General features: G+C 67.9%; 15 protein-coding genes. 4 read left to right on the top strand and 11 right to left on the bottom strand.

The annotated features are described in order from the left end of the window. Positions 1-9: 9 nt before the first annotated feature. Positions 10-1,122: an ABC transporter substrate-binding protein gene (locus C1O66_RS13605; RefSeq protein WP_102768372.1), complete on the bottom strand. Its 1,113-nt coding sequence runs from the start codon at positions 1,120-1,122 to the stop codon at positions 10-12. Positions 1,123-1,362: 240 nt separating this feature from the next. Between C1O66_RS13605 and C1O66_RS13600 the strand changes: the two genes are divergently transcribed. Both C1O66_RS13600 and C1O66_RS13595 read left to right on the top strand, forming a co-directional pair. Further along, a complete protein-coding gene (locus tag C1O66_RS13600; RefSeq protein ID WP_133155214.1) occupies positions 1,363-2,670 on the top strand; it encodes an acyltransferase family protein in 1,308 nt (435 codons plus the stop codon). 14 nt (positions 2,671-2,684) lie between these two features. After that, complete coding sequence (locus tag C1O66_RS13595) at positions 2,685-3,131, top strand: lactoylglutathione lyase (RefSeq protein ID WP_102768370.1); 447 nt, start codon at positions 2,685-2,687, stop codon at positions 3,129-3,131. Between the two features lie 9 nt (positions 3,132-3,140). Here the strand turns inward: C1O66_RS13595 and C1O66_RS13590 are convergent, their stop codons facing one another. The 6 genes from C1O66_RS13590 to C1O66_RS13565 form a co-directional block, all read right to left on the bottom strand. Then, a complete protein-coding gene (locus tag C1O66_RS13590; RefSeq protein WP_133155213.1) occupies positions 3,141-3,950 on the bottom strand; it encodes a hypothetical protein in 810 nt (269 codons plus the stop codon). Positions 3,951-3,961: 11 nt separating this feature from the next. After that, positions 3,962-4,522: a neutral zinc metallopeptidase gene (locus C1O66_RS13585; RefSeq protein ID WP_207795953.1), complete on the bottom strand. Its 561-nt coding sequence runs from the start codon at positions 4,520-4,522 to the stop codon at positions 3,962-3,964. 208 nt (positions 4,523-4,730) lie between these two features. Beyond that, the gene (locus C1O66_RS13580; RefSeq protein ID WP_207795952.1) at positions 4,731-5,384 is read right to left on the bottom strand and encodes a hypothetical protein; all 654 of its coding nucleotides are present in this window, start codon (positions 5,382-5,384) and stop codon (positions 4,731-4,733) included. Positions 5,385-5,431: 47 nt separating this feature from the next. After that, a complete protein-coding gene (locus tag C1O66_RS13575; protein WP_102768368.1) occupies positions 5,432-6,700 on the bottom strand; it encodes an FAD-dependent monooxygenase in 1,269 nt (422 codons plus the stop codon). Positions 6,701-6,789: 89 nt separating this feature from the next. After that, positions 6,790-8,274 (bottom strand): hypothetical protein, encoded by a 1,485-nt coding sequence (locus C1O66_RS13570; RefSeq protein WP_133155212.1) that lies wholly within the window; start codon positions 8,272-8,274, stop codon positions 6,790-6,792. A 114-nt stretch (positions 8,275-8,388) separates the two neighbouring features. Then, positions 8,389-10,170: an alkaline phosphatase D family protein gene (locus C1O66_RS13565; protein WP_102768366.1), complete on the bottom strand. Its 1,782-nt coding sequence runs from the start codon at positions 10,168-10,170 to the stop codon at positions 8,389-8,391. Between the two features lie 203 nt (positions 10,171-10,373). Between C1O66_RS13565 and C1O66_RS13560 the strand changes: the two genes are divergently transcribed. After that, the gene (locus tag C1O66_RS13560) at positions 10,374-11,357 is read left to right on the top strand and encodes a potassium channel beta subunit family protein (RefSeq protein WP_102768365.1); all 984 of its coding nucleotides are present in this window, start codon (positions 10,374-10,376) and stop codon (positions 11,355-11,357) included. A 199-nt stretch (positions 11,358-11,556) separates the two neighbouring features. Further along, complete coding sequence (locus tag C1O66_RS13555) at positions 11,557-14,742, top strand: ligand-binding sensor domain-containing diguanylate cyclase (RefSeq protein WP_165794604.1); 3,186 nt, start codon at positions 11,557-11,559, stop codon at positions 14,740-14,742. Here C1O66_RS13555 and C1O66_RS13550 read toward each other — a convergent pair. From C1O66_RS13550 to C1O66_RS23930, 4 genes are all read right to left on the bottom strand, one after another. Next, positions 14,729-16,678: a sensor domain-containing diguanylate cyclase gene (locus tag C1O66_RS13550; RefSeq protein ID WP_165794603.1), complete on the bottom strand. Its 1,950-nt coding sequence runs from the start codon at positions 16,676-16,678 to the stop codon at positions 14,729-14,731. The genes C1O66_RS13555 and C1O66_RS13550 overlap by 14 nt on opposite strands. A 99-nt stretch (positions 16,679-16,777) precedes the next feature. Beyond that, complete coding sequence (locus C1O66_RS13545; protein ID WP_102768362.1) at positions 16,778-17,500, bottom strand: nucleotidyltransferase family protein; 723 nt, start codon at positions 17,498-17,500, stop codon at positions 16,778-16,780. 56 nt (positions 17,501-17,556) lie between these two features. Continuing rightward, positions 17,557-19,755 carry an ATP-binding protein gene (locus C1O66_RS13540; RefSeq protein ID WP_102768361.1) on the bottom strand — a complete coding sequence of 733 codons (2,199 nt, stop codon included), beginning with the start codon at positions 19,753-19,755 and terminating at the stop codon, positions 17,557-17,559. Next, positions 19,748-21,277, bottom strand: a complete 1,530-nt coding sequence (locus tag C1O66_RS23930; protein WP_165794602.1) for an HD domain-containing phosphohydrolase — start codon at positions 21,275-21,277, stop codon at positions 19,748-19,750. The genes C1O66_RS13540 and C1O66_RS23930 overlap by 8 nt, the downstream gene beginning before the upstream one ends. Positions 21,278-21,479 lie beyond the last annotated feature (202 nt).

Raw genomic sequence — 21,479 nt, 5'->3', positions numbered from 1 at the left:
CTCAGCCACTCAACGCCAGAACTTGCCGTCGGGTCCGATGATGGCCAGATCGGCATAGTCCATGCCGGTGTGGTCGCTGCTGCTGAAGCGCAGTTCCAGGCCTCCGAGATCGAGCTTGCCCAGGCCGTCGAGTGCGCGCAGCAGGCCGGCACGGTTGAGGTCCTTGCCGGCCTTGCGCAGGGCGGCCACCAGCACCTTGGCGGCGGCAAAGCCCTCGACATTGGAGGGCGTCAGTTCCTTCAGGCCCGCGGCCTTGGCCAGCTCCTGGGCCTCGCGGATCATGGCGGTGTTGAGCGAGCGCTCGGACGGGAAGACCTGGCTGACGATGATGCCGCGACCCAGGGTGTCCAGTTGCTTGATGAAGCCCGAGGAGGCGTTGTTGGACAGGGTCACGACTTGGGCGGCCGAGCCCGCGGCGCGCAAGGCCTTGATGCCATCGGCCACGGCCGCACCGGCGCCGATGAAGAGCAGGGCTTGGGCATCGGCCTTGGCCAGCTGGGCCATCAGCGGCGCCATCTCGGGCTTGTCGCGTGGGAACTTCAGGTGGGCCAGGGGCTGCAGCTTGGCGGCCTGCAGACCCTTGAGCGCGCCGGTGGCCGCATCGGCACCAAAGCTGTCGTCCACCTGGACCAGGGCGATGCGGGCCATGCCCATGCCGGCCAGGTGCTGGATGGCGCGCTCGGCCTCGCGCTGGTAGGTGGCGCGCACATTGAACACATACGGGTTGACCGGCTTGTGCAGCAGCATGGCGCCGGTCGAGGGCGCCACCAGGGCCAGCTTGTGTTCGGCCAGCAAGGGCAGGATGGCCTGGCTGTGCGGCGTGCCACGGTTCAGGAACAGGGCGATCACGCCCTGGTCGATCAGCTTCTTGGCGTTCTCGGCGGCCAGGGCGGGCTCGAACTTGTCGTCCAGCGAGATCAGCTCGATGGCCTGGCCGTTGACGCCACCGGCGGCGTTGATCGCGTTCAGGTAGAGCTTGGCGCCCTCGGTGGTCTCCTTGACCCCGGCGGCCACCGGGCCGCTGAAACCCGCCGTTTGGCCGATCTTGATCTGGGCCATGGCGGTGGCCGTCAGGCCCAGGCTGCAGCACAGGGCCAATGCAAGGCGACGCAAGGGGATCATGGTGGGCACGCTTTCTCGTTGAGCTCGGTGTTCCTTCGGGAACGGCTGCGATTGTGGCAAAGCCCGTCCGACTCGCCCGGGCCGAAACGCGGCCTGTGTGTGAGCAAATGATTCAGATCCCGGGTTTCGTGACCCGCGCGGCGCCTGGGGGTGAAAGAACCGCTGCCAACTCGCCCCAGACCGAGGCCGGCTCGCCCCATTTGCTTGGCGCTCGCGGGCGACGGCGGCGATGCTTGGGCCATGAACACACCCAGCCTATCCATCACCCCGCCGAACACGCCCGTGACCGAATCGCGGCTGTTCTTCATCGACTGGTTGCGCATCCTGGCCTTCGGCCTGCTGGTGCCCTATCACGTGGGCATGTACTACGTGAGCTGGGGCTGGCATGTCAAAAGCCCCGCCGCCAGTGAGACGCTGGAGCCGCTGATGCTGATGAGCTCGCCCTGGCGTCTGGGCCTGCTGTTCTTCGTCGGCGGCGTGGCCCTGGCCCAGGCCTGGGGGCGCGAGCAGTCGCAGCGGCCGGGCCAGCCTTCCGGCCTGCTGCGCCAGCGCAGTGCCCGCCTGCTGCTGCCCTTGGTCTTCGGCATGCTGCTCATCGTGCCGCCGCAGAGTTATTTCGAGGTGGTGCAGAAGCTGGCCTACCCAGGCTCTTACCTCGAGTTCATGCGGCAGTATCTGCAGGGCTTTGATGGCTTTTGCTTCGCGGAAGAAGGCCGCCGCAAATGCCTGAGCCTGCCCACCTGGAACCACCTCTGGTTCCTGCCTTATCTCTGGGTCTATGGCTGGATCGGCATCACGCTGCTTCGCCGCGCGCCGGCCTGGCTGGCGGGTCTGGGCCAGCGGCTGGCGGGCCTGGGACCCTGGGGTCTGCTGCTGGGCCTGGCCCTGCCGCTGATGCTGGCGCGCCAGCTGGTCGGGGCATTCCCCTCCACCCACAACCTGACCTGGGATTGGTACAACCACGCCCAATACCTGAGCCTGTTCCTGATGGGCATGGTGGCCTCGCAGGCCGGGCGGGCGTTCTGGCAGCGCCTGAGTGCGCTGCGCTGGCCGGCCCTGGTCGGCGCCGTGCTGGCCTGGGCGCTGCTGATGGTCTATTTCGAGGCCTATGCCAAGGCCACACCGCCGGAGGGCCTGCGCGCCCTGATGCGCTGTGTCTGGGGTCTGCTGCAATGGTGGGCCACGGCGGCGGCTTGCGGCTTTGCCTTCCGGCATCTCGATGTGGACTCGGCCTGGCGCCGCCGGCTCAGCGCTGCCGTGTTCTGCGTCTACATCCTGCATCAGACGGTGATCGTGCTGCTGACCCAGGCCCTGGCGCCCCTGCACCTGGCGCCGCTGCCCGAGGGCCTGCTGCTGATCACTGCCACCTGGGCACTCTGCACGCTGGCTTATGGGGTGGTTCGTGCATGGCTGCCAGCGCCGCTGGCCTTGCTGCTGGGCGTGGATCGCCCCAAGACCCCGGCCGTGCAGGCCGGCCGTTCCGCCGCGACAATCTCAGGCCCTGTCCCCCACACCACCACCGCCGAGCTGGGCCCGGAGGCCCGCTGAGCACGAGGAAGTCGATGAAATACCTGCACACCATGGTCCGCGTGACCGACCTGGACCTTTCGCTGAAGTTCTACCGCGATGCCCTGGGCCTGGTCGAGGTGCGCCGCAGCGAGCACGAAGCCGGCCGCTTCACCCTGCTGTACCTGGCTGCGCCCGGCGATGAAGCGGGCAAGTACCAGCCCCAGGTCGAGCTGACCTACAACTGGCCCGATGCCAATGGCCAAGGCGAGGTCTACACCGGTGGCCGCAATTTCGGCCACCTGGCCTTTGCCGTGCCCGATATCTACGCCGCCTGCCAGCGCCTGGCCGACCACGGCGTGACCGTGCTGCGCCCGCCGCGCGACGGCCGCATGGCTTTTGTGCGCTCGCCCGATGGCATCTCGGTCGAGCTGCTGCAGGACGGCCCGGCCCTGGCGCCGGCCGAGCCCTGGGCCTCCATGGCCAACACGGGTTCCTGGTAATCCCCGTTCTCAGCCCGTGCCGCTGCTCTTCTTGCGGCTTTGCTCCAGCTGCGCCCACAAGGCCTCGGCCTTCTGGGCCGCCTCCTGGCGGGTCGCTTCGCCGAGCTGCTGGTAGTCCTGGGTGCGCACAAACCAGTCGGCGCTGAGCTCATCGCCGGAGCGGCGGGCGATCAGATTCCAGGCGGCCGCATCGAGCGGCCGTTTTTCCAGCAGATAGGTCTCCGAGATCATGGCCGCGGCATGCAGATTGCCGCGCAGGTAGGCCTCGGTCAGCGCCGTGCGGGCCGCTTCGCGGTAGGGGAAGCCGGGCTCGTGCTCGGGGTCTTGGGGCTTGCCGTCGAGGGCAAACAGATAGCGCTCGGCCAGATGGGTCAGGGCTTGCACATCCTTGGCGGCGGCGGCCTGACGCAGCTGGGTCAGTGGCATCTGGTAGTAACGCTCGTGGATCTGGTAGCCCAGGCGACGCAGGTTCTCGTTGATGGCCTTGTCCTCGGCACTGAGCTCGCCCTGCGGTGACAAGGCATCGGCCGCTTCGGTGGACGCGCCGGCCATCTGCCAGGGGTTGTCATGGCTGTGATCATGGGCCGCGTGCTCGTGCCCGGGCTCGCTGGCCTTGGGGCCGCGCGGCAGGGGCTGATCCACGGCGCCAAACAGATCGCGCAAGGCATTGCCGGGTTCGGCCGGCTGCGAGGCGGCGGCGGCACGGGCCGCTTGCTCGGCCGCTCGGGCTTGTTCCTGGGCGGCCTCGTCCTGCTGCCACCAGACCATCAGTCCGCTGGCCAGCAGGACGGCGGCCATGCCCCAGCGGGTGGGAGTCATGGCCGCTTTCATCAGATGCGGGTCAGGCAGGCGTTCAGACCGTTGGCATAGCCGTAGCGCGAGTAGTAGTCGCGCTGCGAAGGCGTGCCATGGGTCGAGTAGTCCGCCGCGGCGCGGGCCGAGCGCACGGCAGACTCGATGAAGCTGGGGTAGCGCAGCGTGGTCTGTGCGTACTTGGCGAAGGTGCCGCCGACGCAATCGGCCTGCAGCTCTTGCATGGGCGCGCGCTTGTTGATGCCGCGGGTGAACTGGATCGAGTGGCCCCACTCGTGGGCGATGATGAACTTGGCCACGTAGTTGCCGTAGCTGTTCTCCTGGCCTTGCAGGAAGGAGGTGCCGACGCTGATGGTGTAGGGGCCGCAGGCAAAGGCGCTGGGCGAGGGCTCGCCGCAGGCGCGCTGGTTCACGTACACCGTGGGGCGGGCATAGCCGCCCAGCTGGCCGCGGATCTCGGTGGCCGAGTTCTGGATGTAGGTGTTGTTCACCGTGGCGGCGCCGGCGGGCATCAAGCCCAGGGCCAGGGTCAGGGCAGCGGCCGCTTGGGCCAGGCCGTGAATGCGTGCAGTTTTCATGGCTGTTGTTCTCTCAGGCTGTGTTGAGATGAGGAAGAAAAGAAGGCCTCACCGGGTGAGGTGGGGCCGTCGCTGCGCACACGTCAACAGCTTGTGCGCCTGCCTGAAAGTATGGGCAGGCCGTCAGCCTCCCGGCTGAGGGTTTCCATGGCAAACCCGCGTTAACCCGCCTGCAAGCTCTTACAGGGCGAGGCCGCAATGAAACAGTTCAGTCGCTGTAGCCCCAGGGGGCCGGCGGCGGCGGCACCGGCTGGCTGAGGTCGAAGTCGACGCGGAACTCGCGGCTTTCGCGCAGCAGGCGGTAGCTGAAGCTCTTGAGCTCGGTGTGGATCATCAACTGCCAGATATTGCCGACCGAAGCGGCCATGCCCTGGCGCAGGAACAGCTCCTGGCTGTAGGGGTCGGCCGGGAAGGACTGCAGTTGCGGCCAACCGGCCTCGCGGGTGTGGCCGCCGTACATGGTCGATGCATCGCTGCGGCCATCGGCTTTGCGGTGGTCATGCTTGAGGCTCAGGCCCGAGCCGGTCTGGCTGATGATCCAGGTGCGGGAATGGTCCTCTCCGACATGGAAAGGGATCTGGATTTCGCGCTCGCTGCAGCGCCGCACATGCATCAGCAGACGGCCTTCAAAACCGCGGCCGCTCTTGGGCTGGTCTTGCACCACACGGCCTTCGAAGGCCTGGCCGCAGAGGCTGCGCAACTGGTCGAAGAATTGCTGATGGGCCTGCGCCGAGACCAGGGGTGCCGCTTGCACCACCGGGCTTGTGGCCGGTGCCGGGCTCGCTGCCGGGGCCAGCGTGTGGCTGCAAGCCAGCAGCAGGGCGGCAGTCCAGGGGCCGGTCGATCGGGGCAGGGCAGGCATGGTGGGCTCGTTTTCCTGGGGTTCGCTGCGGAGGGGGGAAGGCGCGCTCAGCGCCGGCCGAACATCATCTGCCGCGCCAGCGCCTTCTTCAGCGGCGGGATCTGCTGCAGCCCGGCCAGGGCCAGGCCGCGCACGGCCGGCAGACCCGGCCAGCGCCAGGCGAAGCTGCGAGCCAGGAAGTCGGTGGCCGCGATCATGCTCCAGCGGTCGGGCGCGCGCTGCCACTCGACCCGGCGCAGCGCCTGGCTGACCCAGAGTGCCGGCAGCCCCGGCTCGCTGCTGCGGGCCTGGCCCTGCACCAGGGCCTCGACCAGGGCATAGGCATCGCGCAGGCCCAGGTTCAGGCCCTGGCCGGCCACCGGGTGCAGGGTCTGGGCGGCATTGCCGATGCGCACGACCTGACCCTCGACCAGGCTGCGCTCGGCGTTCAGGCCCAGGGCAAAGCATTTGAGCGGGCTGATGCCCTGCAGCGTGCCCACGCGCGCCGGCAGCAGGCTCTGGATCACGGCCAGGCGCTGCGCGTCGCTGAGCGAGGCGATGTCATCGTCGGCCTGGGGCATGCACCAGACCAGGGCCGCGCGGCGCTGACCGTCGCGCGGGCGCAGCGGCAGCAGGGCCAGCGGGCCGTTGCGGGTGAAGCGTTCGAAGGCCAGACCCGGCGGGCTGTCCTCGGCCAGGATGATGCTGCCGACCCAGGCGTTCTGCTGGTAATCGTGCGAAACGGCCTTGCGCGCCTGCTCGGCAAACACGCCACCCTCGGCCACCACCGCCAGATCGAAGCTCTCGGCCACGCCGGCATCGATCTCCACCCCGGGCGAGAGCGGCTTCAAGCCCTGCACCGGTGTGCCAAAGCGGCTGAACAAGCGGCCCGGCTCGGCCTGCACGCGCGCCTGCCAGGCGGCCTGCATGGGCGCCACCAGCTGGCCATAGCTGAGCACCGCGCCCAGCTGCGGCACGCCTTGCTCGGCCGCGCTCAGGCGCACCTCGGGCTCCTGGCTGGGGCCGAACAGCGGGTGGCTCAGCGTGGGCGGCGCCTGGCTGACGCTGACCTCCAGAATCGCCTGCGCGGCCTCCGCATCCCAGGCCTGCAGGCGCTGCAGCAGCTGCACGCTGCCCAGGGCCAGGGCCAGGGTGCGCGGGTCGCCCGACACATCCTGGTCCAGAGGCCGCGCGTCGAACAGCGTCACCTGGGCTTGCGGCAGGCGCTGCGCGGCCAGCAAGGCCAGGCTCAGGCCGGCCGGGCCGGCGCCGATGATGGCCAGGCGCAGCGGCGTGGCTGCGGGGGCCGAGGAAGACGTGGGAGAAGAGGCGGGCATGGGTGCAGCAGCGGGGCGAGAAGAGGCCAGCAAAAGCGGGCAAGTTGGCACTATAGCCAGCGCCGACCCGCCCGCGGCCCGGATGGTCTTCAGCCGCCGCAGCTGCCCCCCCAGGTCTTGCCCTGGTCGGCGCTGCACTCCTTGCGGCTGGTGCCGTCGGCCAGGGTGCTGGTTCGGGTCCAGGGGCCGGTGTTGCTCTTCTCGATGGTGATGCGCAGCTGGCTGTCGTCGGTGGAGCGCTTGAGCCAGCTGAACACCGGGAGCTTGACCTCGTCCTCGAAGCGGTAGCCGCTGGCGGCCATGCGCTGGATCACGCTGGCGAAGTCCAGCTGGGCGCTCTTGCCCTGCAGCCGCTCCCAGTCCTTGAGCAGGGCGTGCTCGGGCTGCTCGGCATAGAAGCGCAGATTGCTCAGATAGGACACCTGGCCCACCCGGTAGTCGGTGTAGTACTCGCGCAGGCCCACGGGGCCGGGGCTGGCCGCATGGGCCGCGTTGAAGCAGGCTTGCGGGTCGGCCTCGCGCTTGGGGTCCTCGTAGTGCACCACCAGCTCGTATCGCACGCCGTCCTTGCTCTGTTCCACGGCCTCGTTGAGCTTGCACAGGTAGTCGCTGCCATCGTTCTGGAAGTTGTATGCGGTGCGGGTGGTCTTGAGCGTGGCGGCACCCCAGGGCTGGCTGTCCTGGCGACGCAGATTGAGCACGCGCTGGATCTTGCTCAGGTTCTCGTCCAGCACCACCCATTCGTTGAGGTAGCCGCTGGGGCGCCAGACCGAGGCGTTGCGATACCAGACACCGGCTTGGTCATCGAACTGCCGCGTGCCGCGGCCGCGGTAGACCTCGGCGCGGATGAAGGTGGCGTCGGGGTACTGGGCGTGCAGCTGGCGTTTGTAGGCGTAGCCGGCCTTCAGACCCTTGACGATGTCCTGGGCCAGCTTGTAGCTCTGCTCGTCCTTGGACTTGATGAAGTCGTCATGGATGCGTGCTTCCGACAGGTTATGTCGGCGCACCAGATCGCCCATCACGGTCTTGATCTCGTGGATCATGGTTTCGCGCAGGCTCTGGTTCTGGCGCAGCTGCTCGCAGCTGCTGAGCTTGGGGTCGCTGGCAGTGATGCGGGTGCGCACCTGGTCCCAGATGGCGGTGGTCAGGGGCGAAATGTTCAGCACCTGATCCACGCTGATGGGTTGGAACTGCGGGGCGATGGCCATCTGGTAGGCCTCCTTCACCGGGCCGCTGTCTTCGTCCACCGCGCCCACGGGCACGTCCACGTAGAGCGTGGAATACGGCAGGCAGGCGCGTTGCGGCTCGCTCAGCTCCAGCTGGTAGGCTCCGGCGGCTTTGGAGACGGTGGATGGCTCATCGGCATCCTTGAGGTGGTTGCCGTTGATGTCCAGCCAGACGGTGGCGCCGCTGACATAGCCGTCGATGACCTTGCCGCCTTGCACCGACAGCTTGGCCGGCGGCGGCGGCGGTGGCGTGGTTTCGCTGCCGCCACCACCGCCACAGCCCGTTGCCGTCAACGCCACCAGCCCACTGGCGCATAGCGCGCCCCAGCTCAAGCCTGCTTTTTCCATCGTCCCTCGTCCTTGTTTTGGTCGAAAAAGGCGCGAGTCTAGGCTGGGGCTTCCCGCACGCCCCTCAGGGTTCCCCCTGGGTTTGTGGCGCGCTCCCCCGACAGAGGGGGAAATTCAGACCGCCACGAGGCGGCGCTGGCCTTGGCCCGGCAGCACCTTGAGCGATTTGCCCACGCTGGCCGTGTACTCGCGGCTGGTGATGGTGCTGACGTAGACCCAGTCCGAACGGCATTCCTGCGCGGTGGCGGTGATGACCATGAAGCCGCGGCGCGAGGTGTCGGCATATTCCAGCGGGCCGATCAGCTGGGTCAGCGCGCCGGCCAGCACCTGGGGCGTTTCCTTTGGCAGGTAGACCTCGAAGCCCGGCGAGGTGACCGACGAGGTGGCGAACTCCACGCCCACCTGGTTGCCGGCCAGGTCTTGCAGATCGCTGGCCCAGGCGTTGTGCGTGTCACCGGCCAGCACCACCAGGTTCTTGTTGAGCTGGCGGGCCGTGGCGAGGACTGTCTCGCGTGCGGCGGCGTAGCCGTCCCAGGCATCGAGGTTGTAGGGGATGGAGGGCTGGGCCAGCACGGCGCGTTCTTGTGCTGTCAGCGTGGCCGGTGCCAGCTGCGACTTGGCCACCATGGCGGCGTAGGCCGAGACGCTGACGCCGGTGCCCGGGTAGTTGGCTTCAAACAGGATGGGCGCGGGGATGTTCATGCGGCCCATCAGCACCTGTTGGCCCAAGACCTGCCAGGTGGCGCCGGAGGCGGCCAGTTGCTGCTGCAGCCAGCCGTTTTGCGCCGCACCCAGCAGCTGGCGGTCGGCCCGGGCCATGTCCTTGCCAAAGCTGACGGCGTCGAAGCCGTTGGCGCCGGTGTACTTGGCATAGTCCAGCGGCTCGTCGCGACCGACGATGCGCGTGTCCAGCATGTGCAAGGCCAGCAGATTGCCGAACGTGAAGCTGCGGTAGATCTGCTCGGGGTTCGTCTGGCTGCGGATCGGCATCCACTCGTGATACGCCTGGATGGCCGCTGCCTTGCGCTTGGCGTAGTCACCTTCGGTCGCGGGCTGGTGGTTCTCGGCGCCGTTCATCCAGGCGTCGTTGGTGATCTCGTGGTCGTCCCAGACGGCGATCATCGGCAGCTTGGCATGCAGGCGCTGCAGGTCGGCGTCGGCGCGGTACTGCGCATAGCGGCGGCGGTAGTCGTCCAGGGCGACGATTTCGCCGGCCGGCTCCACTTCGCGGCCCAGGGTCTTGGCCTGTTCGCTGGCATAGCCGCCACGGCCGTATTCGTAGAGGTAATCGCCCAGGTGGACGGCCACATCGAGATCGTCGCGCTTGGCCGCCTCGGCGTAGACGTTGAAATAACCGGCCGGGTAGTTGGCGCAGGAGAACACGGCCATCTTCACCTGGCTGATGGCATCGCCGCTGGGCAGGGTCTTGGTCTTGCCGACCTCGGAGTTGCGGCCGTTGCAGCTGAAACGGTAGTAGTAGCTTTGGCCGGCTTGCAGGCCGGTGGCATCCACCTTGACGGTGTGGTCGCGCGTTGCCGCGGCCTGGGCCGTGCCTGAGGCGACCACGGTCTTGAAGTCGGTGTCGCTGGCCACTTCCCAGCGCAGCGTCAGCTCGCGCAGATCGCTGCTGTCGGCCGCGCGCACGCGGGTCCACAGGATCACGCGGTCGTTCTGCGGGTCACCGCTGGCCACGCCGTGGGTGAAGACCACGGGCAGCGCCGGCGGCTCCTTGCTCTCCGGGCTGCTGTCGCTGCTGCCGCAGCCGCTCAGGCTCAGGGCGCCCAGCAGGCCGCTGCCGCTGGCGGCCAGGGCCACGGAGCCGCGCACGAAATGCCGGCGGCTGCTGTCGCCGAGGGCGGGCTGGAGGAGGTTGTGTTGCTTGGTGGGCGTCGTCATGGTGCGGTGGCGAGGGTTGCGGCAGTGTCTGCGAAGCGGCGCATTCTGGGCAGGCTCGGTGACAGCGTCGCGAAAAATGCGACTCTAGAGTGCCCTCCCCAGTTCCTCGGGCAATGCCGTGCGCACAGCGCAAGCGATCCAGCTCGGCTACCCTCCGTCCTTTGTTGACAAGATGCCGCCTGTGGCGGCCGGAGAACCCATCCATGCAATACCGTCGTCTGGGCCGCAGCGGCCTGCAAGTGTCCGAGCTGTCCCTGGGCTCCTGGGTCACGTACCACAACCAGGTGGACACGCATGCCGCCACCGAGATGCTGGCCGCGGCCTTCGATGCCGGCGTCAACTTCTTCGACAACGCCGAGGTCTATGCCCTGGGGCAAAGCGAACGCGTCATGGGCGAGGCCTTCAAGGCCTTGAAGTGGCCGCGCCTGCAGTACGTGGTGTCCACCAAGTTCTACTGGGGCCTGGGCGGCGAGGGCAACAACACCGTCAACCGCAAGGACACGCTCAACCGCAAGTACCTGATGCAGGCGATTGACGGTTCGCTGGCGCGCATGCAGCTGGACTTCATCGACCTGGTCTACTGCCACCGCCCCGATCCGCACACGCCGATCGAGGAGACCGTGCATGCGATGAGCGACATGATCACCCAGGGCAAGGCCTTGTACTGGGGCACCAGCGAGTGGTCGGCCGCCGACATCCGCGCCGCCTGGGAGATCGCCGAGCGCCACAACCTGCACAAGCCGGTGATGGAGCAGCCGCAGTACAACCTCTTCCACCGCCAGCGCGTCGAGCAGGAGTACGCCCGCCTGTACCAGGACATCGGCCTGGGCCTGACGACCTGGAGCCCCCTGGCCTCGGGCCTGCTGACCGGCAAGTACAAGGCAGGCATTCCGGAAGGCAGCCGCGGCGCGCTGGAGAACATGGCCTGGATGCGCGAGCAGCTGCAGGATGCGGCCAAGAACAAGGCCGTGGCCGAGCTGGAGCGGGTGGCGGCCGATCTGGGCGGCAATGTGGCCCAGCTGGCCATCGCCTGGGCCAATCGCAACCCGCAGGTCAGCACCGTCATCCTCGGTGCCAGCAAGCTGCCGCAGCTGCAGGACAACCTGGGCGCCCTGTCCTTGACGCCCAAGCTCACGCCCGAGGTGCTGGCCCGCATCGACGCCATCACCCAGCCGCTGTCGCGCTGACGCTGAAGGTGGCGGAGTGTCCGGTAGTTCCGGGCATGCGCGGGGCAGCCATGCCCTACCATCCGGCGTGATGGAAGACGAAGCCTGCTGTATCCGCTGCCCCAGCCCTCCGCGGCCTGCGCCCCTGCGGCAGCGGGCGCAGCTCGTGGCGTGGCTGTTGGGCTTGTGCTGCTTCCTGCTGCCCGGGTTTCAGGCCCGAGTGAGCGCGGCGCCTGGCACCGGCATCGAGCTGCCCTTGCGTTTCGAGGCGGTCGGCCAGAACGGAGTGATCCCCAACAATGTGCTGTCCGCTCTGGCCCAGGATCAGAAGGGCTTTCTCTGGGTGGGCTCGGCGGCGGGGCTCTTGCGCTTTGATGGCTACAACTTCCGGCAGTTGCAGCTGCCGGCGCAGCAGGCGCAACAGCGCGGTGGGGCGTCGATCGACAGCCGCAGCCTGGGCTTTGTGCGTGTGCTGCTGAGCGGGCGCGACGGCCGGCTGTGGATCGGCAGCGATTCTGGTGGGCTGGTCGTGCACGATCCGGTCAACGAATCCACCACCCTCTACCGCCACGACCCGGCCCAGCCCGAGCGCACGGTGCCCAGCGGCACGGTGCTGGCCCTGGCGGAGGCGCCCGATGGGCAGATCTGGCTGGGCACGGCCTTGCAGGGCTTGAGCCGCTTCGATCCGGTGGGACAGACTTTTGAGCATTTCCGCCATGAGCCCGGCCGGGCCGGCAGCCTGCCCGACAACAGCGTGCAGACCCTGCTGCTCGATCGCCAGGGCACGCTCTGGATCGGCGGGCTCGGCGGTCTGGCCCGCAAGGCCGCGAACAGCGATCGCTTCGAGCCCGTGCCCCTGACCGGCTTGGGGACGGGGACGGCCATCGTGCTGCGCCTGCATCAGGCCGAAGACGGCCAGATCTGGCTGGGCACCCAGCAAGGCGATCTGGCCTTGATCGACCCGGGCAGCCGGCGGCTGCGAGTGATCGACGCAACAGGGCCGCGGGGCGCGGTCTATGCCATGGCTCAGGCCGGGCCCAGCCAGATCTGGGTGGGGCGAGCTGGGGGGCTGGAGCTGCGCGCCGTGTCCGACGGGCGCTTGCTGCAGACCTTGCGTCACAACCCACGCAACCCCAGCAGCCTGGGCGGCAACGAGGTGCGTTGCTTGCTGCAGGACCGTGGTGGCTGGATGTGGGTGGGCGGTTTCGGCGGCGGCCTGCAACGCCACGACGCCGACAACCAGAGCATCGGCGTGCGCAAGCTCGATGAGGACGGCGACGCGGTCTTCGACGACCCCAATGCCCGCAGTCTGCTGGAGCTGGACAGCGGCGAGGTCTGGGTGGGTACCACCTCGCAAGGCATCGGCGTGCTGGACGCGCAGCTGAAGGTGCGGCGCCAGATCGACCTGCGCGCCGCCCTGCGGCGCGGGCCAAAGGAGGCGGTGCGCGTGTCCACCCTGGCGCGGGCGCCCGATGGCACGGTCTGGGTGGGCGTGGATTCGCAGCTGCTGCGCGTGGATGGCCAGGGCCGCGCGCTGCAAAGCCTGGGCGTGGGTCAGGGGCGCATGCGCCGCACCGTGTTCGGCCGTGAGGGCGAGCTGTGGATCGGCACTCAGGACGGGCTGTTTCAACTGACGCCGGGGCAGAACGCCGCGCGCCGCATCAGCCTGGCCGGGGGCGTGGCGCTCAAGGGAGAGGTCAACGCCATCGCCGAAGGGGCCGACGGCACGCTCTGGGTCGGCGGTGAAGCCGGCCTGTTCCTGCGCCCTGCGGGTTCGAGTGAGCTTCAGGCCGTGCCGATGGCTCCGGGCCAGGGCTTGCGCAACAGCATCATCACCGGCCTCTTGATCGACCGCCGCCAGCGCCTCTGGGTGGACACCGCCACCGGCCTGCACCAGATGAGCGGCTGGGACGGGCGCCAGGCCAGCTTCGATGCCATCAGCGATCGCAAGGGCATTGGCGGCCGCAGCTTCGGCGCCAATCTGCTGGACGACGAGCGCGGCCGCATCTGGAGCCAGAACTATGTCTACGACCCCAACCGCGACCATCTCTACGAGCTGACCCCGGCCGATGGCGCCGATGCCGGCACCAGCTGGTTCCGCTCTTACACCCGCTTGCGCGACGGCCGTTTTCTGTTCGGGGCCGGCCGCGGCCTGCTGGTGGTGGACCCGGAGAAGTTCGAGGGCTGGGCCTATCAGCCGCCCGTGGTGGCCACCGAGCTGCGCATCGACGGTCAGCGCATGCCCGCCGGTGCGCTCGGCTCCGGCCTGCGGCTCAATCCGCAGCAGCGCAGCTTCAGCCTGGAGTTCTCGGCCCTGGATTTCAGCGACCCCGGGCGCCTGCGCTATGCCTACCAGTTGGAAGGGTATGACCGTGGCTGGGTCAACACCAGCTCGGCCCAGCGCATTGCCAGCTACAGCAACCTCAGCCCGGGCCGCTATCTGCTCAAGGTCAAGGCCAGCAACCGCAGCGGCTTGTGGAGCCCGCAGGAGTTGACGATCCCGATCTGGGTGCAGCCGGCCTGGTGGCAAACCTGGTGGCTGCGCCTGGCTCTGGCCCTGCTGGCCAGCGGCTTGCTCTACGCCCTGGTGCGCTGGCGCACCGGCTATCTGGAGCGCCGCCAGTGTGTGCTGGAAGAGCGGGTGCGTGAGCGCACGGCCGAGCTCGAGGCCTTGTCCGCCGCGCTGCAGGAGAAGTCGCGCGCGCTGGAAGAAAAATCGCTGGCGCTGGAGGACCTGAGCCTGTCCGACCCCCTGACCGGCCTGCGCAACCGCCGCTTCCTGGCCCAGCATATCGAGGCCGATGTCGCCATGACCTTGCGCCGCCACGAGGCCCAGGCCCGGCAAGGCGGTGTCCTGCCCGAGGACGCCGATCTGGTCTTTTTCCTGATCGACATCGACCATTTCAAGGACATCAACGACCGCTTCGGCCATGCCGCCGGCGACCGCCTGCTGCGCCAGATGCGCGACCGCCTGCGCCAAGTCTTCCGCGACACCGACTATCTGGTGCGCTGGGGCGGCGAGGAGTTTCTGATCGTCGCCCGCGGCAGCCCGCGCAGCCATGGGCCCGAGCTGGCCGAGCGCATGCGCGCCCTGGTGGCCGAGAAGCCTTTTGTGCTCGATGCCGATGGCCTGGTGCTGCATAAGACCTGCTCGATCGGTTTTGCCTGCTTCCCGCTGTCGCCACAGCATCCGCGTGCGCTGGATTGGAACCGCACGGTCGATGTGGCCGATGCCATGCTCTACGCTGTCAAGCGCGGCGGCCGCGATGGCTGGATGGGCGTGCTGCAGGCCAGCAGTGGTTCGGCCCAGCAACTGCGCGAGCGAGCCGCCGCCGATTGGTTGCAGGCCGAGGGCGTGATGCGGCTCAGCTCGCCCGGCCTGGGCGCGGCGCTCAAATCGGGTTGAACAAGCCTGCGGCCACGGCGCGATCGCGCCCCTGGGCCTTGGCCTGGTAGAGCGCCAGATCGGCCTGAGCCAGCCACTGCGAGGCCGTGCCGCCACGCAGCGGCACCGCACTGATGACGCCGAGGCTGAGCGTCAGCAGCGGCCCCTGCGGCGAGACCGCATGCTCGATGGCGGCCTGGCGGATGCTGGCCCGGCAGCGCTCGGCCACCGCCATGGCACCGGTGGCATCGGTCTGGGCCAGCAGCAGCACGAATTCCTCGCCGCCATAACGCGCCACCACATCGGTGGGTCGGCCTACGCTGGCGCGCAAGGCCTCAGCCACTCGCACCAGGCAGCTGTCGCCAGCCTGATGGCCGTAGTGGTCGTTGTAGAGCTTGAAATGGTCCACATCGACCAGCAGCAGGCTCAGCGGTGTGCCCAGGCGCAGGCCGCGGCGCCATTCCTCCTCGAGCTTTTGCATCAGCAGGCGGCGGTTGGCCAGCTCGGTCAGCGCGTCGGTGGTGGACAGGCGCAGCAGCTGCTCGTTGGCGTGCTGCAGCTCGATCTCGAACTGCTTGCGCTCGGTCAGGTCGGTGATCACGCCCACATACTGCTTGCCCTGCGGGCCGCGGATCTCGGACACCGAGACCTGCACGGTCAGCGACCGGCCGCTCTTGTGCAGGGCATTGAACTCTCGCGTGCGGCCCAGCAGGGGCAGCTCGCGCTCGCCATCGCTGCCCTCGCGGCGGCGCAGGTAATGGTCGTGGGCGCCGCGGTCGGGTTCGTCCATCAGCAGGGACACGTTCTGGCCCAGCATCTCCCCGGCCCGGTGGCCGAACAGACGTTCCACGGCCGGGTTGCAGCTGAGCATGTGCCCTGCAGCGTCGATGGTGACGATGGCCACGCCTGCCGTCATGATGATGGCCTGCAGCTGTGCCTGGCTCGCTTGCAGCTCGCGCTCCTTGAGCACGAGATCGCTGATGTCCTGACGCACAGCGACCAGGAAGCCTTCGGGCGTGCGTGTCTCGGAAACGCGCAGCCACAGTCCGCTGCTGAGCTGCTGGAGATGGGCTTGTTCGCTGCGGCCGCGGCGTGCCAGGCGCTCGGCCATCCAGGCCTCCTCCATGCCATGTGCTTCCACCGGCAGGGCGCCGGCGGCGCGGGTCTGCTCCAGCATGAAGGCGAAGGTCTTGCCCAGCATCTGCGCATAGTCCAGGTGGGGCATCCAGCTGACCACGCGGCGGTTGGCCAGCAGCAGGCGATCTTGCTCGTCGTAGATCTCGATGCCGGCCGGCATGGCGTCCACCGCGCGCTCCAGCAGCTGACGCTCGGCCTGCGCGGCCGCCTGCGCCCGGGCCAGGGCGTGTTGGGTCTCCACCAGCTCGGTGACATCGAGGCGGATGCAGACCAGCTGGCCCGAGGCCGTGCGTTGCTCGTAGAGATGCAGCCAGCGATCACCGAACTGCTGCAGGCGGGGGCGCAGGCGCTGGCCGCGCTCGGCCAAGCGCTCGGCCAGCCAGTCGGCCTCGCGTCCGCGAGCCTCGGTCACCAGGCCGGCGGCCAGGGATTGGCGCAGCACATCCTTGAAGCGCAGGCCAGGCACCAGGTATTCGGTCACCTGCGGGTAGTCCTCGCGGATGCGCTGGTTGCACAGCAGCAAGCGGTCCTCGGCGTCCCAGAGCTCGAAGCCGGCGGGCAGGGCCTCGATTGCATCAAGCAACTGGCGTTCGCGCTCATCGGCTGCGCTGGCGGCGCTGGCCTTGGCCTGCTCCGTGCGGGCAAGCGATCGAAGCAAGGGCAGCAGGGCCAGCAATGCGGCCCCCAAGGGCAGCGCTGCCAGTTCGCGCGGAGACGGGGTGAAGAGCAGCAGCAGGGCCAGCAGCAGGCTGGCGGCACTGATGCGCAGCAGCATCAGCGTGCGGCGGGCGTCCGGCGCCGGAGGCAGGGGGGTGGTCATTCTTGGTGTCCCGGCCGTGGTGTTCGCCCGATTCTGAATCAGGCCCGGTGCACGGGCATGCGGGCTAATCCGCATGTGCCCGCAAGCAGGGGGGCGTGGTCAGCCGGCGGCGGCTGCGTTCAGCTGGGCCAGGCGCTCGGGGGTGCCGACATCGGTCCAGGGGCCGCGGTACTCGCTGGCGGCCAGGGCGCGGCGGCCGATGGCGTCTTCCAGGCTGTGGCGCAGGCGCACCGCCTGGCCGAGCGGCAGGTCCTGGAACAGCCGGGCCTTGAACAGGCCCAGGCAGGCCCAGGTCAGGCGCGGCAGATCGGCGGGTGCGCCGTGGCGCTCGCTCAGGGCCAGGCCGTCGGGGCTGATGGCGAAATCGCCGCCTGGGTGGTGGGGGCTGTTGGCCACCATCCAGAGCCGGCCGTCGAGGGCGTCGTCGGCCGCGAAGCGCTCGGCGGCATCGGCCTCGAAGCGGAAGCCCGGCACAAAGACATCGGCGGAAGCGACCCAGAAGCTGCGCTCGCCGCCGGCCGTCAGCAAGGGCAGGGCCTTGCGGATGCCCCCGGCGGTTTCCAGCGCGCCGACCGGCTCGCGAGATTCGTCGCTGTAGTGCAGTCGCAGCCCCCAGCGGCTGCCGTCACCCAGGACCGCCGGGAACTGCTCGGCCAGCCAGGCGATGTTGATGACGATGTCGCGCACGCCGGCCGCGGCCAGGGCTTCGATATGCCAGACGATCAGGGGCTTGCCCTGGACGGAAAGCAGGGGTTTGGGGCAGGTGTCGGTGAGCGGCCGCATGCGCTCGCCGCGCCCGGCCGCGAGGATGATGGCTCGCATGGGGCGAATCTTAGGCCCTCGCTCGGGCTCGCCCTTGCCTCGTGCCCAGCGGCTGTTCAGGCCGTTGTTGTGTCGGTGCCTGGCCCTTGCACGGGAATCCAGACCTTGAAGCAGCTGCCCACGCCAGGTTCGGATTCGACCTCGATGCGGCCGCCATGCTTTTTGACGATGGAGAAGGACAGCGACAGGCCCAGGCCTGTGCCCTGGCCCACCGGCTTGGTGGTGAAGAAGGGGTCGAAGATGCGGCGCATCACCTCGGGCGGCATGCCCTGGCCGTTGTCCCGCACGCTGATGCAGACCCAGTCGCCCTGCGCCTCGGTGCGCAGCTGCAGCAGGCCCTGGCCCGGCATGGCATGGGCGGCATTGACGATCAGGTTCATGAAGACCTGGTTCAGCTGGGCCGCTAGGCAGCGCACCGGCGGCAACGGGCCGTAGTCGCGCCGCACCTCGACCTTGTACTTGATCTCGTGCCGCACCACATTGAGGGTGGATTCCAGGCCCTGGTTGAGATCGGCATCCTGCCAATCGGCCTGGTCGACGCGCGAGAAGTCCTTGAGGTCCTGGACGATCTTCTTGACCCGGCCGAGGCCGTCATCGCTTTCGCGCAGCAGCTGGGGCAGGTCTTCCTGGATGAACTCGAAATCCGCTTCCTGTCGCAGGCACTCGATCTGCTTGCGAAGTTCGTCGGGCAAGGTGGCGTGATTGATGGTTTCGTACAAACCATTGAGCTGCAGCATGGATTCGATGTAGCGACGCAGGGTGCCCAGATTGGAGGCGACAAAGCCGACCGGGTTGTTGATCTCATGCGCCACGCCGGCCGCCAGCTGGCCGATGGAGGCCATTTTTTCCGACTGCAGCAACTGGTTCTGCGCGTCCTCCAGCCGGGCATTGGCTTGTTGGATCTGGCGATAGTTGTTGACCAGTTCGCGTTGTGCGCGCATCACTTCGCTGCGGTCCTGCAGCAGCCACCAGACGGCGGTATCGGGGTCGCCGGGGTTGGCCGGATAGGCGATCAGCTGTACCCAAATCAGCTGATTGCTCGCAGTTCGCAGTTCCATCTCGTGCATCACGGATTGGCCCGCTTGCAGCGTCGGTCGGGCCATATTGCGCATGGCCTTGTAGGCCGCTGCATCAGGGAAGTAGTTGAAGGCCGCCATCTCGGCATTGCTGAGGCCCTCCATTTCGAACATCTGTGCAAACTTCTTGTTGCTGCGCAGGATCTGGCGCTTGCTGGTGCAGAGGATGCCGACCGACGCGTTCTCAAGAAACGCGTCGAGGTCCTGGTGGCTGCGCAGCAGCTCGGCGCTGCGTTCGGCGACCAGGGTTTCAAGCTCTTGCTGGTGGCGCTTGAGCTCTTCTTCGGCCGCATGGCGGCGGCTCACGTCCATCAGGGTTTCGATGGCGCCGATCAGGCGCCCCTGTGTGTCGTAGAGCGGCGCGGCGGTGCAGAACACCCAGCGACCGTTCTGGCCGAACTGAGGAAAGTAGTCTTCGGTTTCGTAGGCGCCGGGCAGGCTGGGCGAGGCGCGCAAATTGGCGTCCGCCAGCCTTTGCAGCTCGCTCTCATCGATCACCTTGCCATCCACGATCAGATCCACCATCAAGGGGCGGGGCTCGCTGAAGAACGGTCGCCAGGTCTGATCGCTGCCCACCATCTCGCTGGCCGAGAGGCCGGTCAGTTGCACGCAGGCTGCGTTCCAGTGGGTGATGCGGTGCTCGGTGTCGATCACAAAAGTGGCGACCGGGTTGTTTTCGAGGATCTGGTACATCACCCGGCCGACATTGAGCAGGCTGTCCTGCACATGGCGCATGTCACTGAGGTCGGTGCAGGTGAGCAGGGCCAGGGGGCCCTGCGGTCCGGCGATGCGGCTGGCGCTGATTTCCAAGTGGCGCACCGAGCCATTGGCCGTGAGCGCCTCGCACTCCAGGGCGGGCAGGTCGTCCTGCGTTTGCAGGCAGCGCTCACCATAGGCCTTGACCGGCTCGATGCTGGCTTCGCTGGCCCAGGCGTAGTGCGGCACCAGGCAGAGCTCGGCCAGGCTGTAGCCGAGCAGGCGTTGCAGGGCCGCGTTGGCGAATACGATGCGCTCGCCGTCATGAACCATCAAGGGCGCGCTGACGGCGCTGAGTGCATGCACGCAGACCGGGTCGAGCACTTCGGGGGCCGGCGGCAGCACGGAGGCGCCGCCGGTGGCGGCCCAGAGTGCCTTGGCCAGGCCGCTGGCCTCGCGCGGTGCCGTATCGAACTCAAGCATGTTGCACCTGACGTGGTGACTTGCGTGCGTCCTGTGGCTTCTTGATGAAGAAGCTCACGGTCAAGCGTTCGCGCTGGTCCATCAGCTGCACCTGGCGGATCAGGGCGCTGCTGAAGACATGGCCGGCCGGCAGCAGCAAGCTGCCATGCGGGCTCAGCAGGTCGCGCGCCAGCACCATGCCCGGGCGCAGTTCCGCGACCGTGATCTCCTGATCGGCTGCGTTCTCGAGGGCCAGGGCGGCTTGCACGGCGTCAAAGGCGGCCAAGACCTCGGGGTCGTAGTGCTGCCCACCGTTCTCGTGGATGGCTTTGCAAGCATCCTCGGTGGAGTAGACCTTCTCGGCCAGTCGGCCGGCGATCAGGGATTCGAAGGTGCTGGCGATGTTGATGATTTGCGAGCCCAGAGGCACTTCGATGCCGGTCAGGCCGTCCGGGAAGCCCTTGCCATCGACCCGCTCATGTTGCGAGCGGATGAGCAGGGCGCTTTGGTGCAGTCGTGCCAGCGGCATGAGCGCGGCCTGGGCTTGCAGCGGGTGGCGTTTGTAGAGTTCGAACTCCTGGCCGCTCATCAGGGACACGGTTTTGCGCAGCAGCTCGTCCGGCAGGCCGATCTTGCCCACCTCGTGCAGCAGGCCGGCGTTGTGGATGTCCAGCACTTCGGCCGGGCCCAGCTTCAGCTCCTCGGCAATGCGGCCGGCCAGGGTGGCGACGCGCCGACCATGGCCGCTGACGCTGCCGTCGCGCAGCTCCAGCAGACCGGCGAACACGCTGATGGACAGGGCGAAGTTCTCCTCCAGCTGGATGTGGGCTTGCTGCAACTGTTCATGGGCTTGGGCCATGGCGGCGTGCGAGCGACTCAGTTCCTCATTCGCCTGTTGCAGCTCCTGGGTGCGTTCTTGCACGCGTCGTTCCAGCTCGTCGTTGACACTGGCCAGCTGCTGATTGCTGCTGTCGAGTTGCTCGTTGCTGGTTTTGAGCTCGGCATTGACGGCAGCCAGTTGACCGTTGGCGTCTTGCAATTGCGTGTTGACGCTTTGCAGCTGGGTGTTGCTGTCTTGCAGTTGCAGATTCATGTCCTGCAACTGTTCGTTCTGCACGGCGGTCAGCTGTGCCAGTCGCTTGTTCTCTTGTTCGAGCTGATGGCGTGTCAGGCCGTCACCGATGGACAGAACGATGTCCTGGTCGTCCCATGGCTTGGAGATGTAGCGATGGATGGCGCCCCGGTTGATGGCGGCGATGGTGGAGCTGATGTCGGCATAGCCGGTCAGCAGGATGCGCACGGTGCTGGGCCAGCGCTCGCGCACCTGTTCGAGGAACTGCACGCCATCCATCTCCGGCATGCGCATGTCGGAGACGACCAGATCGACGGCTTCCATCTCCATCAGCGCCAGGCCGGCCGCACCGCCTTCGGCCATCAGGACCTTGTGGCCCTGGGGCCGTAGCAGGCGCCGCAGGGCGCTCAGGATGGAAGGTTCGTCATCGACCAGCAGGATGGTCGCCGGGCTGCGTGCGTCCTCAATCATGGTGGCACCTTTTTCGCCAAGCCCCGATCCAACAATATGTCGGCATGCGGGCCTAGAGCTCTCGGGTCTTCAGCTTGCGCTTGAAGGCCGCTGCGCGCACATTTCAAATTGATAAAAATGTGAAATACGAGCGAATTGCCGCTGCTGCCGTGGCCACGCTTGCAGCTGACCACGGCAGCGTCTGCTTCAGGGCTTGCAAGCA

It is taken from the genome of Paucibacter aquatile (assembly GCF_002885975.1).
GTDB lineage: Bacteria > Pseudomonadota > Gammaproteobacteria > Burkholderiales > Burkholderiaceae_C > Paucibacter_A > Paucibacter_A aquatilis.
Note: the sequence above shows the minus strand (reverse complement) of the source record. Positions and strands in the feature narration are given on the sequence as shown.